This window comes from Burkholderia sp. RF2-non_BP3 (assembly GCF_001522185.1).
GTDB lineage: Bacteria > Pseudomonadota > Gammaproteobacteria > Burkholderiales > Burkholderiaceae > Burkholderia > Burkholderia diffusa.
The window spans coordinates 21,138-36,039 of the sequence record NZ_LOSU01000030.1 but is presented as its reverse complement, the minus strand read 5'-3'; the positions used below and the strand labels follow the sequence as shown (position 1 = coordinate 36,039).

General features: G+C 59.8%; 9 protein-coding genes and 7 pseudogenes. 11 read left to right on the top strand and 5 right to left on the bottom strand.

The annotated features are described in order from the left end of the window. Nucleotides 1-256 precede the first annotated feature (256 nt). Nucleotides 257-724, top strand: a pseudogene (locus tag WS45_RS14755) (Tn3 family transposase); the annotation flags it as partial. Here the strand turns inward: WS45_RS14755 and WS45_RS14750 are convergent. Next, entirely contained in the window at nt 710-1,360 is a 651-nt protein-coding gene (locus WS45_RS14750) for a plasmid pRiA4b ORF-3 family protein (protein ID WP_257127612.1), read from the bottom strand. The pseudogene WS45_RS14755 and the gene WS45_RS14750 overlap by 15 nt on opposite strands. A gap of 169 nt (nt 1,361-1,529) precedes the next feature. Between WS45_RS14750 and WS45_RS36655 the strand changes: the two are divergent. After that, nucleotides 1,530-2,581: pseudogene (locus WS45_RS36655) on the top strand (Tn3 family transposase); the annotation flags it as partial. A 78-nt stretch (nt 2,582-2,659) separates the two neighbouring features. Here WS45_RS36655 and WS45_RS14735 read toward each other — a convergent pair. Further along, entirely contained in the window at nt 2,660-3,961 is a 1,302-nt protein-coding gene (locus tag WS45_RS14735; RefSeq protein ID WP_082721932.1) for a site-specific integrase, read from the bottom strand. A gap of 110 nt (nt 3,962-4,071) precedes the next feature. Here WS45_RS14735 and WS45_RS14730 point away from each other — a divergent pair, with 110 nt between their 5' ends. The 3 genes from WS45_RS14730 to WS45_RS14720 all read left to right on the top strand — a co-directional run bounded on the left by WS45_RS14730 (nt 4,072) and on the right by WS45_RS14720 (nt 8,028). Next, nucleotides 4,072-6,510: a TOTE conflict system archaeo-eukaryotic primase domain-containing protein gene (locus WS45_RS14730; protein WP_059524605.1), complete on the top strand. Its 2,439-nt coding sequence runs from the start codon at nt 4,072-4,074 to the stop codon at nt 6,508-6,510. 183 nt (nt 6,511-6,693) lie between these two features. After that, on the top strand, nt 6,694-7,686 hold the full coding sequence (locus WS45_RS14725; RefSeq protein ID WP_059524603.1) for a DNA-binding protein: 993 nt from the start codon (nt 6,694-6,696) through the stop codon (nt 7,684-7,686). A 141-nt stretch (nt 7,687-7,827) separates the two neighbouring features. Next, nucleotides 7,828-8,028, top strand: a complete 201-nt coding sequence (locus tag WS45_RS14720) for a hypothetical protein (RefSeq protein WP_257127611.1) — start codon at nt 7,828-7,830, stop codon at nt 8,026-8,028. On the opposite strand, the gene WS45_RS14715 is transcribed toward WS45_RS14720, so the two are convergent. After that, on the bottom strand, nt 8,019-8,318 hold the full coding sequence (locus WS45_RS14715; RefSeq protein WP_059524600.1) for a hypothetical protein: 300 nt from the start codon (nt 8,316-8,318) through the stop codon (nt 8,019-8,021). The two genes, WS45_RS14720 and WS45_RS14715, sit on opposite strands and share 10 nt — an antisense overlap. Nucleotides 8,319-8,406: 88 nt before the next feature. Continuing rightward, a pseudogene (locus WS45_RS33545) lies at nt 8,407-8,804 on the bottom strand (NUDIX hydrolase). Between the two features lie 310 nt (nt 8,805-9,114). On the opposite strand from WS45_RS33545, the gene WS45_RS14710 reads away from it, so the two are divergent. The 6 genes and pseudogenes from WS45_RS14710 to WS45_RS14685 all read left to right on the top strand — a co-directional run bounded on the left by WS45_RS14710 (nt 9,115) and on the right by WS45_RS14685 (nt 13,400). After that, nucleotides 9,115-9,534 (top strand): hypothetical protein, encoded by a 420-nt coding sequence (locus WS45_RS14710; RefSeq protein ID WP_306453769.1) that lies wholly within the window; start codon nt 9,115-9,117, stop codon nt 9,532-9,534. 147 nt (nt 9,535-9,681) lie between these two features. After that, nucleotides 9,682-10,628 (top strand): annotated as a pseudogene (locus WS45_RS33540) (transposase). Between the two features lie 311 nt (nt 10,629-10,939). Continuing rightward, nucleotides 10,940-11,566: a thiol:disulfide interchange protein DsbA/DsbL gene (locus WS45_RS14695; RefSeq protein WP_059524595.1), complete on the top strand. Its 627-nt coding sequence runs from the start codon at nt 10,940-10,942 to the stop codon at nt 11,564-11,566. 80 nt (nt 11,567-11,646) lie between these two features. Further along, nucleotides 11,647-11,957, top strand: a pseudogene (locus WS45_RS33535) (transposase); the annotation flags it as partial. A gap of 28 nt (nt 11,958-11,985) precedes the next feature. Further along, nucleotides 11,986-12,574: pseudogene (locus tag WS45_RS14690) on the top strand (ABC transporter permease); the annotation flags it as partial. A gap of 85 nt (nt 12,575-12,659) precedes the next feature. After that, complete coding sequence (locus WS45_RS14685) at nt 12,660-13,400, top strand: SDR family NAD(P)-dependent oxidoreductase (RefSeq protein WP_059524591.1); 741 nt, start codon at nt 12,660-12,662, stop codon at nt 13,398-13,400. Nucleotides 13,401-13,668: 268 nt separating this feature from the next. Here the strand turns inward: WS45_RS14685 and WS45_RS33530 are convergent. Further along, a pseudogene (locus tag WS45_RS33530) lies at nt 13,669-14,043 on the bottom strand (DDE-type integrase/transposase/recombinase); the annotation flags it as partial. Nucleotides 14,044-14,902: the final 859 nt, after the last annotated feature.

The following is a 14,902-nucleotide window of genomic DNA, read 5'->3' as shown; positions in this document are numbered from 1 at the left end:
CCACGCAAGACACTAAACTTCGATACACCGGCTGAACGATTCCATCAAGCTGTTGCATCGACCGGTTGAATCCACCATTCCTTGTGGACATCCAACCCAACGTACACCGTGCTATCGTCCTTCACGCTGGCCTCCGTGGTGGAAATCGCCGGGTGTGGCCCTGCCCACACCGTGCGGCTCTGGCAGCGATGCTAACCCGCGTTTGCTTCCCCACGCCAGGCCGGCCCCCGCCTCACGGAAAGTCATACTGCCTTAAAATGGTACGTCGAGGATGACGGTGCTCGAATGGCTCGAGATGCCACCGGCGCGGCACAGCCCGTCGACCATTACCGAAACCCTGTCGAAGGTTCGTTTCCTCAGGTCGCTCGGCACCCACACGTGGAACCTGGACACGGTGCCGATCGAGAAACGGCGCGCCTATGCGCAGCGCATTCAGGTCCGGCGTCCCGCCAAGGTTCGTAAACTGAAGGTGTCGACGCCCACGATCGAGCTGATCTTTTTTCTGCACGTGACGTTACTGGAGCCGACCGACGTGCTGCTCTATCAAACGGGCCGCCGCGTCTGGGACCTCGTCCGGCACGCCTACGATCGGACGACAGTCAAACAGGCTCGGTCGGCTGTCGAATACCGATAGCAACTGATCTCGATCAGAGCGCTCGTCGACGATGCGAGCCGCTCTGCTCAGGAACGGCTCACCAAGATCGGCAAATTACTTGAGGACCTGTGTAAGCGTCAATCCGAGGCCGTCTTGACGATCAGAACTTGACCTCTGAGAGCCACTGATTCGCAAACACGATATCGAAGGCGCGGGATCGAAGTTGCCGCCGCACCACTCAAGGAAGTGGTCGTGTTCCTCGTGCGTCGGATCGCCGATCGCTTCGAGGAAGTCGGCATATCCCGGCACTCCGCCAACGTCTTCCGGCGGACATGCATTCTGCCCGTCCAGGCACAGCGGCCGGCGCATGTCCGGATCGGGCACGAGTGCTTTCTCGACCTTGACCCGATGCCGCCAGTTGTCGCCGTAGTCGTAGATGTAGGTGAATGACTTCAGGCCGCCCAGCGCCTTCGCCACCAGCGTGACCCGTGCTTCATTAAGCATCGGTGGGTCGCTCGGGAATCCGGAGTCATCCGGTTCACCATAGTTGGTTTCGCCGAAGACGAATTCATGCAGGTGCCCGCCTTCCCAGCCCATGGCCAGTTGCAGCACAACATGCAGCTTGCCCAGCTGGATCGAACCGGGAATGATGATTCGTCGCCAGATCGCCGGCTTGATGTACTTCAGCTCAACGCGCAGCACGTAATCGGGCACTGGCGCCTTGACCAGGCGCACGGCAGGTTGGACCATCGAATTGATTGTCAAGCGGCTTGCTGTTCGATGTGTGCAGCCGACATCAGGGTAAGCGCTCGACACGTACCGTCTGTTCATGAGGGCGCGGCACCGGCAATCTGATTCCCATCGAAGTGTAACGGACATCACCTTTGACATCGGTGTCAGCTCTGTCCATGCGGCCTTCAAATGACGCGTACGGTTGATCGCACACGGTACGGATCTCGATGAGAAAAGCGTCGTGGCTGGAGATGGTTCCACAACTCGGTCTGACGCCCATCGCGACGGAGATGCGAGCGCTCGAGATGCTTGCGATTGTCGCGCGCGAACGAGGGCGTGGTCGAGTTACAGCGCACGCATCCGATTACCGAATTGTGGGGAACGGGGCGACACGCATCTAGCAATTCCATGAGCCTCAATATTTCGCCGCATCTCTTTTATGCCCGCGTCGATCCGCGGCGCCGAACCCACGCAGTCGGGATCTATACGCACATGCTGGATCGGCATGGCATTGTCTATAATCAACCGCTCGTGCTGAACGAGCGGCAGGCGCGCGTGGCCATCGAAGGCGTACTGCCGCATAACGAAAGCCGAGACGATGGCGGACTGTTGCGACTCTCCGTCGACACGCACGGGTACACGAGCGTGGGGATGGCCGTCTCGAAGCTACTCTGTGTCCGGGCCTGCGCAATTTGGAGGAGCGCAAGTTGTATTTGCCGCGCGGATTTGCCGTCTCCGAAGGACTGGCGCCGCTCGTGGCCCACGACGTTTCGCACAAGGCAATTCGCGACGGCTGGGATGAGCTGCTGCGGCTCGTCGCCTCGATTCAGTCCGGCCGCCCATCAACTCGGCAAGTTGCTGCGCACGCTTTTCCTGTGCGATTACTTCAGCAACGTGGCGTTCCGCCGGGAGCTGCATACGCTGCTGAATCGCGGCGAGGCGGTGCACCAGCTTCAGCGCGCGATCTACACCAGACGTGTGCCCCCCCGAGCGCGGTCGACGTCGCGATGATATGGTCGCCATCTCGGGTTCGTTGACACTGTTGACGAACCTTGTGATCGACTAGAACACGCAGCACATGCAGGCGACGGCCGGCGACGCAAAGGACGACAGGTTGACGACGAGTGGTTGCGCCGGATGGGGCCTGCGCATTTTGCGCACGTGAACTTCAGGGGCACATTGAGCTTTCCCATCGACCAATACAGCGACGTCCTGCTGGAAGCCGCGCCCTGGCAACGAGGCACGGGATCATGAGGCGTGCCGGATAGAGACGGACGGCGTATCGGTACGGTTGGCGGACTGGCGTCCATCCGATGAAGTCGACGAGCGCGATCAGCGCCAATACCGGTCTGCGACAGGATCGTGCAGCACCGCTTCTGCCATGCAGTCACACATCTCCGCGGTAAAATGGATTTCGCCGAGCAGTTCCTCGATCGCCGCTTCCAGTTCGGCTCCGTATGCAAACGGCATGGTGATCTCGTATCGCGTGCGCTGCCGGTTGACGCATCGTATCTCATACAGGGAATGACAGAAATCTTCGATCCAGCGGCGCGCCTTGGACATGCCTCCCACGAATTTGCTGTTGCGCTCGATGACCAGATGCAGGCTGAGGTGCGTTTGCAGCGTCGATGTCGTTACCTCGTCCGCCAACGACTGCGTCTTCGAAGGTTCGGCGATCGCAGGCTGTGTGGGTGCCGGTGGTGGCATCATCGTGAGTGCCGACTCGATACGATGTTGTGCGAACGGATCGGCCGCGTCGATGTAGCGCATTGCCGAACGCACATCTTTCCAGCCAACATACTCCATCAGCATTTTCAGATCCCAGCCATTCGAGTTGGCCCAGGTCGCAAAGCCTCGCCGCAACGAGTGACTGCTGTAACTATTGGGCGTGGGTAGTCCAGCCTCGCGAAACAGCGTGCGCAACAAGGGAACAAAGCTGCCGGCATGCAACCCTTCGTCGCTCACGTTTCCCCAGCGGTCGACGCTTCGGAACACGAACCCCTCGGTCAGGCCAGAGGTGGCAATCCAAGCTTCATAGGCGGCCACCGGGCATAGCCGCGACAGCGCGGGCGCCTTGAACGACGTGCCAAGCTGTGCGCGATCACTTTTCGTGCGCGGCAGGAACAACGTCATTCCGCGGCCCGCCTCGACGGTCACGTGCTCGATCCGTAATCGACTGAGTTCATCCGAACGAAAACCACGCCAGAAGCCCAGTAGCACCAGCGCCCGGTTGCGAACGCACGTAAGGCGACTCCGCTCATCTGAGGCCTGGGAAATCTGTCCATCAAGCCAGGCGGTAAGCTTTTCGAGCTGCGCGAGCTGCATCGGCCTGGCGCGCTTCTCGGTCGCAGGATGCAGCGCCGCGATCCCCTTGAGTACCTTTCGCACGTGCGGTGTCTTCGTCGGATCGGCGAAGCCCTGTGTCTGATGCCATTGTGCGAGTGCTGCCAGGCGCGCCCGCAGCGTATTGACTGACAGGGTTTCGGCGTGGTCGGCAAGGTACCGTGCAATTGCATCGGCGCTCGCCGGCAAGAAGCCGCCCCATTCAACCTCGAAATGCCGGATTGCCGACTGGTAACTGCGACGGGTATTTTCGCGCGTCGCGGCTTCTACGTAGCGATCGATAGCAGACATGGCTCGTGGGTACAATCGGGCAATCAATATCGGAGACGACGATATGCAACAACGATCATGTGCGCCAGTCGGATTGCGAGACGGGGAATGCGGTTTCGACCGATGAAGCGATGAACGAAGGCAAGCCGTCACATCCGGGCTGGGAAAATTTCACACGCGAAGAGCTGCTCGCCGAGCTCGCCCGCCTTCACTCTGAAAATGTCCGACTCACCGCCTTACTGCCGACCACCGTGCCGACGCCAGGTAGGTCCGTTCCAACTGTCCGGCGCGAACCATCACCATCGGGGCGGAACACAAGCGCCCCTATACTTTCGCCAGACCAGAAAGTGCAACTCTTCCGGCGGCTGTTTCGCGGCCGCACGGACGTCTATCCGCTTCGCTGGGAAAGCCGCAATTCCGGGAAGTCGGGCTACGCGCCGGCCTGCGCGAATGAATGGCGAACAGGAATTTGTGAGAAGCCCCGCATCCGCTGCGCGGACTGTGGGCATCGCGTGCTGTTGCCACTGGAGGATCGGGTCATCTACGCGCATCTGGCAGGCGATCACACAGTGGGTCTCTACCCACTGATGCTGGACAGCACCTGCTACCTGCTCGCCGTCGATTTCGACGAGGACGGCTGGCGTGAAGATGCGATGGCTTTCCGGCAGTCGTGTGAAGGGCTGGGCGTGCCCGTTTCGCTCGAGATTTCTCGCTCGGGCAACGGCGCGCATGCGTGGATCTTCTTCTCGTCGGCCGTCACCGCGCGCGAGGCGCGACGGATGGGGGCGGCCATCATCAGCCACACCTGTGCCCGGACCCGGCAGCTTGAGTTGTCGTCTTACGACCGGCTCTTTCCGAACCAAGACATACTACCCAAAGGCGGCTTCGGCAACCTAATCGCGCTGCCACTGCAGAAACAGCCACGCGAGCGCGAATGCAGTGTGTTTGTAGACGAACGCTTCGAACCCTATGCCGACCAATGGGCGTATCTGGCAGCCATCCGGATGATGGACGGGCGTGACATCGAGGGCGTGATTTTCCGTGCTACGGGCGGTGCCCATCCGCTCGACGTTGCGTTCATCGCCGAAGAGGACCAAGTCGAGCCGTGGAAGCCACCTTCCGCGCTGCCGAAGCGATTGGCCGGACCAATGCCGGCATCGCTCACGCTGACGCTCGCGAACCAGATCTATTTTGAGAAGGAACAGCTTCCCCAGGCACTCCTCAATCGCCTCATCCGACTGGCAGCCTTCCAGAATCCGGAGTTCTACCGAGCCCAGGCACGCGGTTTCAGCGTATGGGACAAGCCGCGCATCATCGGTCGCGCCGAGAACTGCCCGCGCCACATCGCGTTGCCGCGGGGCTGCCTCGACGACGTCATGACGCTGCTGCGAGACAACGAAGTCACCTGCGACATCCACGACGAACGTTACGCTGGCGAGTCACTCGTGGTGTCGTTCGCCGGCGCGTTGCGCGATGACCAGCAGACGGCCGTGGCCGATCTGCTGCGGCACGACACCGGCATCCTGCATGCGCCGACGGCGTTCGGAAAGACCGTGACGGCGACCGCAATGATTGCACAGCGCGGTGTCAACACACTCGTGCTCGTGCATCGCCGGGAACTGCTTGACCAGTGGCGCGAACGCTTGCAGTCATTTCTCGGGCTCGATCCACGGGAGATCGGCACGATCGGCGGCGGCAAGTCGAAAGCGACAGGCAAGATCGATGTCGCGATGCTGCAGTCGGTGGCGCCCGATGGTACCCGCGGCGAGCTGTTGCGGCATTACGGCCAGGTCATTGTCGACGAATGTCATCACGTCTCCGCGGATTCCTTCGAGGCGGTGCTCAAGGCGGTACAGGCGCGCTACGTGCTCGGCCTGACGGCGACGCCGATGCGGCGTGACAGCCAGCACCCGGTGATGTTCATGCTGTGCGGACCGATCCGGCATGCGGCGAAATCGCCCTCCGGTGCGCCGCAGGTGCTTGAGGTCTTCCCGCAAAGGCTCACCTCCACGGTGGACGTCTCGGCCGACGCGCCAATCCAGGCGGTGTTCGCACAGCTCGCGCAGGACACGCTGCGCACGCAGATGATCGCGGCAGCTGTACGTGAACAGTACAGACAGGGGCGTAACGTGCTAGTACTCACCGAGCGGACGGACCATCTCGAAAGCCTGCAGCAGATGCTGCAAGACACGGTGCAGTCGCTGTTCGTGCTGCACGGACGGCTCGGCAGAAAAGCGCGCGCCACCCAGTTGGCGGCCCTTGACGCGCTGCACGGGGACACGCCCCGCGTCGTGCTCGCAACCGGTCGCCTGGTCGGGGAAGGCTTTGACCACCCGGCGCTGGACACGCTGGTGCTGGGCATGCCGGTCGCCTGGAAGGGTACGCTGCAGCAGTACGCAGGCCGGCTTCACCGCGAGCATGCAGGCAAGACTGGCGTGCGAGTGCTCGATTACGTGGATGGCGGCCATCCGGTGCTGTTGCGCATGTGGGAGAAACGCCAGCGCGGCTACCGGGCCATGGGCTACCAGGTGTGCCCGCCTGAAGAGGCGCTCCAGCTGGCGCTTGCTTGAAATCAGGTAGGCGATCCCTTTTCCGTACCGTTTCCGGTCGTTCGAGCCGATTTTCGACCAATCACATTGGATAACCCATCTTTATTGCATATGAGAAGCCACCAGCTCACGCCACACTTGACCAGCCATGATAGTACGTATATAAATGGTATGTAATACAGTACGATATTCAAAGGAGGCCCCATGGCTCGCGCCGGCCTGACCCGTGTGGACATCAAGCGTGCGCGCGATTCGCTGATCGCGCAGGGTATGCACGCGTCGATCGATGCGATACGTATCGCGCTTGGCAATACCGGCTCGAAAACCACCATCCACCGCTACCTGAAAGAACTGGATGAAGAAGAAAGCGCGTCGCTGACGCGCGCGGCGTCGCTGTCCGACGCCATCCAGGATCTCGTCGCGCGCCTCGCGGCCCGCCTGCACGAGGAAGCGCAGGTGCGCATCGATCAGCAGGCGGCCGCCGCAGCCGCCCAGCACCAGCAGGCCCAAACCGAGATCGCTAAGCTCACTGGCGAGCTCGCCGCACTGCAGGCGCAACTGGCCAACGCGAGCGCCGCGCTCTCGAGCGAACAGGATGCGCATGCCGATACGCGCTTGGCGGTGCAGCAATGTGCGATCGACATCGAGCGACTCTCGCAGCAGGTACATGACCAGACAGTGCGGTTGGCCGAGCACGAAAGCTTCCGCCAGTCGCTCGAGGAGAAGCTGAAGCACGCGCACGACGCGCTCGAACATTACCGAACCGCCAGTCGCGAGCAGCGCGAACAGGAAGCGCGCCGGCACGAGACGCAGGTCCAGCAGCTGCAGGCCGAACTGCGCCAGACCAATCAGACGGCAATCGTGAAGCAGAACGAAATTACACAACTGAACAAGGACAATGCGCGGCTGGTCGCCGAGTCCGGCGCGGCGAGTAAAAGTTTACGAGAAGCGCGGGCACACGGTGAGCAGATACGGGAGGCGCTCGACCGGATGCTTGCCGATCACGTCCGTCTCGAGACGGAACGCGATGCCCTACGCGCGACGGTTAGCGCGCAGTCGGGGGAGTTGGAAAGCGCCCGTGCGTCGCTCAGCGTAGCGACGGCGGAGCGGACAAAGCTGGCGGCACAGGTCGACGCCCAGCTGTTTCTGCTGGCTGACTATCGGGCGAGCTTGGGTCTGGGCGGCACTGTGGGCTGAAGCGCCAGATTTGGCATCCGGAGGACGCGGCTTCGCAAAATCGGCCTCATGCAAGCCCATGATTTTGCGTGAAATTTCGAGTGAAACCGCCATACATACACAAAAGAGACGATTACCCCTACTGACGCCCTGATTCTGATATTGATCAGCTATATTGAAAACGTCTCGGGTGTGGCCGCCGGTCTGATTTTGGCTGCCGTTGGGCTTGCTATGGGTGTCTTTCCCAAGCTTCTGCATAGCACCGGTACGCTGAACGATTTCGTCGCGTCAGGCGTGACGATGATAAGAACTATTTTCGCCGTCTACACCGGCCGCGAGCTGCGACGGAAGCATCAGCGCTGAACGCCGGAGCCGTCGCTGCAGGTGTCCACGAGAAGGTCGTCGACGATTATCTCGCCGGCGGAGCGACCCGCGCGCAACGCATCGAGCCGGTCGATAAACGGTTTGCCTTGCTCATCGGCCAAGCGAATCGGCGCCAGGAAAAAGGACCGAGCGCGCGCTGCTCGCACCTGGACTATTGCGACGAAACCGGGTGGAGTCTCGCAGGCGATCGCGTCACCATGAGACCCGTCGACCTTGTGTTCGCAGCGAACGTCAATCGTATATCCACAGTATGTGTACGCGCTGATCATGTTCGCCTCGCTGCGGGTGGAGCGACATTCGAAATGTTTGCACGCGGCAGTATAGCGACGTGCCCTCGAATTGCGAGATGAATCTTGCCTATGCGGACCACTCGCTGCTATAGGCCAATTCGATGATTTTCTTCGTAGGAATGCCCGCAGCTCGGCGATGGTATCGTGACGGAACAATTTGCATCGGGCGACCTCATTGCTCGCTTGCGGCTTCAGATCGGCTCCGAGTTCACCGATAAACACGTGATACAACTTCGAGAGGCCGCCAAAGTGCATCGCATATGTGAGGTTCAGTCCGACCAAACCGGTTTCCTCCCAAAGCTCTCGGTGTGCCGCGTCGAACGGCGCCTCCCCGGCCTTAATTGTGCCGCCGGGCAACGCCCATCGCGACGCCGCGCGCGCGACCAGCAAGACCCGCTGCGCCTGAAGACACACAATAGTTGCCCGTTCTTTGACGGGCACATCGACAGTTTCTTGGCTGCTCATGGAGGCAGGGGTTCGAGTACTCTTGGGTATTGTAACGTCGCCACGCCGGATACCAGATGCCGGGCAAACGCCGGGCTGCGGATTCCGATTCGAAGGCATCAAGCTGCGTGGCACGTTCGAATTCCCGGTCGCGGAATATGCGCATCGCCTGATGCCCAGTCTTGTGATCGGCATGTCGATGGCGGGACGCGAGGCACGCGGATGAAATTGACAGGAGTCCGCGTAAATGGTCGGGGCATAATACGCGGCTCTTGTCTTTTGCTATGCCACCATGAGTCGAAAGTCCGCCCGGCGTTCGGGACACCGTCCGTTGAGCAAAGAAATGTTGTTGCCGCTCCCGCTAGCACGGACCCGCGCGTTGTCGCTCGAACATCATCTCGCGTTGGCCACCATCGCGAAGGGACATACCAATGTCGACTTGATGGTCTGCTTGCTGAAGGCCGTCTATACGGCATTCTATCTGCGCAATGAAACTCCGGCGACCGCTGACGATGCTGAGTTTCAGCGCGCGGAGGCCGCGCTGGCTCGGTGCATCGCGCGCGCCGAGCACGGCGAAACCTGGGTCATGCTCGATCGAGACAAAGCCGTGATCGAGCGGATTCTGCTGCTTCACGACGAGCAACTGGCGAGCATACCGACCCATCGTTATCTGACGGCGCTCGACAAACTGAATCGCTTCGCCGTAGAAGGCTTGCAATCGCCGATTCCGCCGTTGGCGACCGAACCCTAATCGGTATCGAACGCGCGATCAACGAACGCGCGCAACTGCGACAGGTCCGTTTTTGCATAGCCGGCCGTGGTCTGAATCGACGCATGGCCGAGCAGTGACCCTGCCCGATTCCACGTACAGCAAGAAGTTTGATAACTTTTTGACTGTATGGAGAAGAACATGGCAGAGAACGTGGTACCAAGACGGCAGTACACGAAGGAATTCAAGGTGGAGGCGGTGCGGCTCGCTGAGAGCGTCGGTCAGCATGAAGCCGCTCGCAGGCTGGGCGTGCCGGTGGCGACGCTGGGTAACTGGTGCCGTGATCAGCGCGATGGCAGTGCGCAGGCCGCAGCGGGGCCGGTGCCCAGTGCGCCGAGCTCAAGTCGTCGCCCGGTCAGCGACCTGGAGGCCGAGAACAGTCGTCTGCGTAAGGAGTTGGCCAGCGCGAAGCTGGATATCGAAATTCTTCGAAAGGCGACGGCGTACTTCGCGAAGGGGTCGCGGTGAGGTACGCCTGGATCGACGCATATCGCGACCAGTACAGCGTGAGCCGGCTTTGCCGGGTTCTGGGTGTGTCGCGCAGCGGCTATTGCCAGTGGCGCGGCCGGGAGCCAAGTCGGCGAGCACTGGCCAATGCCGTGCTGGACGCCGAGGTTGCTGCCATTCATCGCGCCGGTCGTGGCAGCTATGGCCGTCCTCGCATCGTGCGGCAACTGCGTGCTCAGGGGCGGCCGGCGAGCGCATCGCTCCTCGCCCCGTCAACTGTTGTATCCACTTCGATGGACGACCCATGAAACACCTCCTGGATTAAGGTGTTGCGACGACCGGTTGAATCCGCCCAATATGCCAGTCGCGTGTACCGGCAACTGACCGACGCGTTCAAGATCAAAGTCTCGATGAGCCGTCGCGCCAACGCCTGGGACAACGCGCCGATGGAGAGCTTCTTCAAGACATTGAAGGTCGAGAGAATCTATCAGAACCACTACGAAACGCGCGCCCAAGCCCGCCTCGATATCGTCGACTGGATCGAGGGCTATTACAATCGGCAACGCCTGCATACCTCGATCGATTTCCGCACCCCTGTCGACTACGAGGCCAGCTTGATCGCCGCATGAATTGCTGTACGTGAAAACGAGGCAGGGTCACGCGGCCCGGTTCGTCGCATGGCGCGAACTTACCAACGTCACCCAAGCTCCGTCGAGTGCGCTCTGAGCCAGCGTGCGTTATGCATCGTCAGTGACGAAGTCTCCCAAGTTGACAATGCCGCATTCAGGTTAACGAAACCATGAACATTCTTTAAAACAATTTCGGATTATTCTGATACCGTTTCTTAGATTGGCCGATTTTAGATACCTCTGGTTTTCCCCATAATGCGTCGGGTCGCTGACAATTTCCTGTCACTGCCTATCTAAGGAGGAACCCCGACGTGAAGCGTGCTTTCCGTGTCCTAATGCTCTCGATGTGTATGGCGGCGCCGCTGGCCCATGCAGCTGGCACGCCCGTGGCCGGCAAGGACTACGACGTACTCAAGCCAGCATCGACCACCCTGACGCAGGCTGGAAAGGTTAACGTCACGGAATTCTTCTGGTACGGCTGTCCGCATTGCGCGCAGTTCGAACCCGTGCTCGAAGCGTGGGCGAAACAGGAGGGCAGCAGGATTGCGTTGACGCGCGTGCCGGTAGCGATGAACACCGAACTGACGCCCCATTCTCGTATGTACTATGCGCTGACTTCGTTGGGCGATGCGGATCGGCTGATGCCGACCGTCTTCAAGGCGATTGCCGAAGGGAAAATGCTGCTTACTGCGCAAGCGCAGGCGGACTTCCTGGTCCAGTATGGAATCGATAAAAATCAATACCTGCAGGCCTACAACTCGATGCGCGTTCAGGCTGATGTGAGCCATGCGGCGACCCTGATTCGTAATGCTCGCATCAACGGCGTACCGACGATTGTCGTGAATGGTCAATATGAAACAGGGCCGGGCTATACTAATAGCCTGAATGGCACGATTCCAGTGTTGAACTACCTGGTTGACCGGGCAGAGCAGAAGTAGTCTTCCGTCGACCGTCATATCACTGCGGTCGTGGTCCGACACGTTCTCATCGTCCCAAGACGCCCGTACCGGAAGGAGAATTGTTCCGGCATCCATTGCACGAACAGATCAACTTGACGCACCCGTTGGTGTGCTTTGTCGAGTCAATCGACTGGAATCGGTTGAGCGCGTCGATGAGCGAAAGCTTCGTGGCGCGCCGTGAGCGGCCGGCGAGTTCGCCGCGCCTGATTGCTGGCTTGCTCTCTATTTGCAACACGCATTCGACCTGTCCGATGAAGAGGTCGTCTGGCAATGGGTCGAGAACCCATACAGGCGGGTAATTACCTGCGAGACCTACTTGCAGACTGAACCGCCGATCGACCCATCGAGCCTGACGCGCTGGCGCAAGCGAGGTGTTCGAGTCTTACGGATCGGTTCATGCGTTTCGTAACAGCATGATCGTCGCCCCTTGTCGAGGGCAATTGCCGTGCCTGGTACGCTTGCGGCGATCGGCTTGGTCCGCTCGAACTTTCCCTGGCGTGAGTTGGTGGCAGCTTCCTGATGCTGCCGATGATCGTGCCAATCGTCATCGTGGCTGTTGCGACGTACTTTTTCTTCGCGCTGCTCGGGCTGACGAACAATTTTCACGGACTGGTACTGGGGCACGCAGCACTGGGCGCACCGTTCGCCGTAGTGACGGCCACGGCAATGCTGGAAGACTACGTCAAAAGTCTGATCAGGGCGGGGAAGAGTCGCGGCGCCGGCCCGCTGACTACTTTTTTCTGGGTTACGTTGCCGCTGATCTTGCCGGGTGCCGGGTCCGGCGCGCGCTTCGCGTTTGCTACAAGCTTCGATGAGGTTGTGCTGACGCTGCTTCTGGTCGGACCGGAGCAATCGACGCTGCCGCGCCAGATGATCGCGGGTATTCGCGAAAACGTCAGTCCGGCGATTGCGGCGGTCGCCACGATCCCGATCGTGATCTCCATTTCCGTTCTCCTCACGCTCGAATGGCTCCGCGGTCGCGCATAATGCCAGAGAGTCGGCACGTCCGCCGGCACCTGAGCGCATTCGGCGACTGCGACATGTGCGCTATTCAATTTTCAGTGGATACACCATGAATGATTCGACTCGATACATGCTGCTCACCGGCGCCAGTCGCGGCATCGGACACGCTACGGTGAAACTGTTCCAGGAACGAAACTGGAAAGTATTTACGGTGTCTCGCCAACCCTTTTCGGAAGAATGCCAATGGCCCGATGCGAGGGAATCGCACATTCAGGCCGATCTGGCAGACCTCGACTCCATTGAGCAGGTTGCTGCCGAAGTGAGGCGCCGTCTGCCCGACGGGAAGCTGCATGCGCTCGTCAACAATGCCGGTATCTCGCCGAAGGGAGAAAACCGTTCGCGACTGGGGGTACTCGCGAGCGACATCCACACATGGACTACGGTCCTCAACGTCAATCTTGTATCGAATGCGCTGCTCGCGCGTGCGCTGTTTCCGGAGCTTGTCAGTGCTCAAGGGGGCATCGTTAATGTCACCTCGATTGCCGGAGTGAAAGTGCATCCGTTCGCGGGAACCGCCTACGCTGCTTCAAAGGCGGGACTTGCAGCGCTGACGCGTGAGATGGCGCATGAGTTTGGACCGCATGGTGTACGGGTCAATGCAATTGCCCCAGGGGAAATCGATACCTCAATTCTGTCGCCTGGTACCGAAGAGATCGTCGAAAAGACCATTCCGCTTCATCGGCTTGGCGACCCACGTGAAGTAGCCGAGACGATCTATTTCTTGTCCGGTCCCGCGTCGTCTTACATAAACGGAGCCGAGATCCACATCAACGGTGGGCAGCATGTCTGATGGTGCAACGGTCAGGATTGTCGTAAATGGCATGAACATGGAGAAAAATCTCCGTTGGTGAGTGCACTCATCGCAGTGACGCCGCTGGCCGTGTTCGCCTCGGCATGGTTGCCGATCTGATGCTGGTTCACTCCACTCCGGCAGCGCGTTGAATATATGCGGCCCATTGACGACGCCCATCAAAAGATGAACGCGGATGTCATGAGGTGGCACTGTCACGCTGTTGATCAAGCAGTGCATCGAGGGCAGGAAGGGATAGTCGGTTAGGCAGCACCCGCTGGAAGACGCGTTTGACTGCGACCTTGTCGCGTCGCTTCTGTAGCAGGATGCCGAGTTCGGCACCGTGCTCGTCGATGACGCGCCATAGCAGATATGGGCTCACCGTGCAGCGTCACGACCATTTCGTCGAGATGCCAGCTGCTGCCTGGCTGACCACGCGCAGCCTTGACGCGACGAGCGAAGCCCGCCCCAAACTTGTCACACCAGCGCCGAATCGTTTCAAGACGATGCCGCGCTCGAACAGTAGTTCTTCGAAGTCGCGCAGGCTGAGCTGGAAGCGGAAATACCAACGCAAACGAACCGCCTAGCTGATGATGGCCACCGGAAACCGATGTTCACGCAGGCGATCACAACTGACTGGCAGCTACCCCCAACCAGACCGTATAGGATCGGCCGCGATCATGTAAATGCGCGTATGCCGACGTTCGCGACTGCCCCCATCCGCGGGGTCTCCAATGTCCCCAATGACCGACGACTCAACGCAATTTGTTGGCGGCCGACCGGATACTTACAGGGCAAAGCGACCGCACGGACGCCAAATAGCGGACTAAACGAATGAGGCCTCATGGCTGAACCGGGTCGGATGACCCGACGCCCAGGTCGCTCCCTATGGCAGGCCCAGCCCCGTGCTCGATGGCTTCGGTTGCAACGCCTGCGCCGAATGACTTTCAGCCGCCAGTGTGCGCTGCGCCGAGTTCAGCGTTGAGTGACGAAAGTTCAGAGATACGTGAATCTCGACACCACTATTCACCGGTGACATCGCAATCGACAATGTTCTGGTGCAGCGAACAACTCGGTACCACGCCATATTTTCGTTCAACGTTACTACAGACGCAATTTTAGTCAATGTTTTTCCGAGAGACCTCTGTATCGTTCGCGTCATATTTGTTAATTGTAAATTAACTAACAAGCCTCATTCGCCGAAGAAACAAAATTAACTTGGACTGAATTTGTCGACGAAGCGGATGTATACAGGCAAATCGTTGGATGAGGTGGGGTTGGTGGCGTCGCCGGGCAGGAGAATAACGCAAACTGTGGGTGGTGTAGTGGCAAACTGCTGGTCGCTCAGGCAAGAGCGACGCTGGCTCGTACCGATATTCGGTGTACTAGCCTACGCACACTGTTTTGCGCTGAGTGAACTGGTTGGCGTCGTGACGCTTTCACCTCTCTGTTCAGAAACGTATACGCTTGATTCGATTTGGTGAAATACCCCTGTCATATTT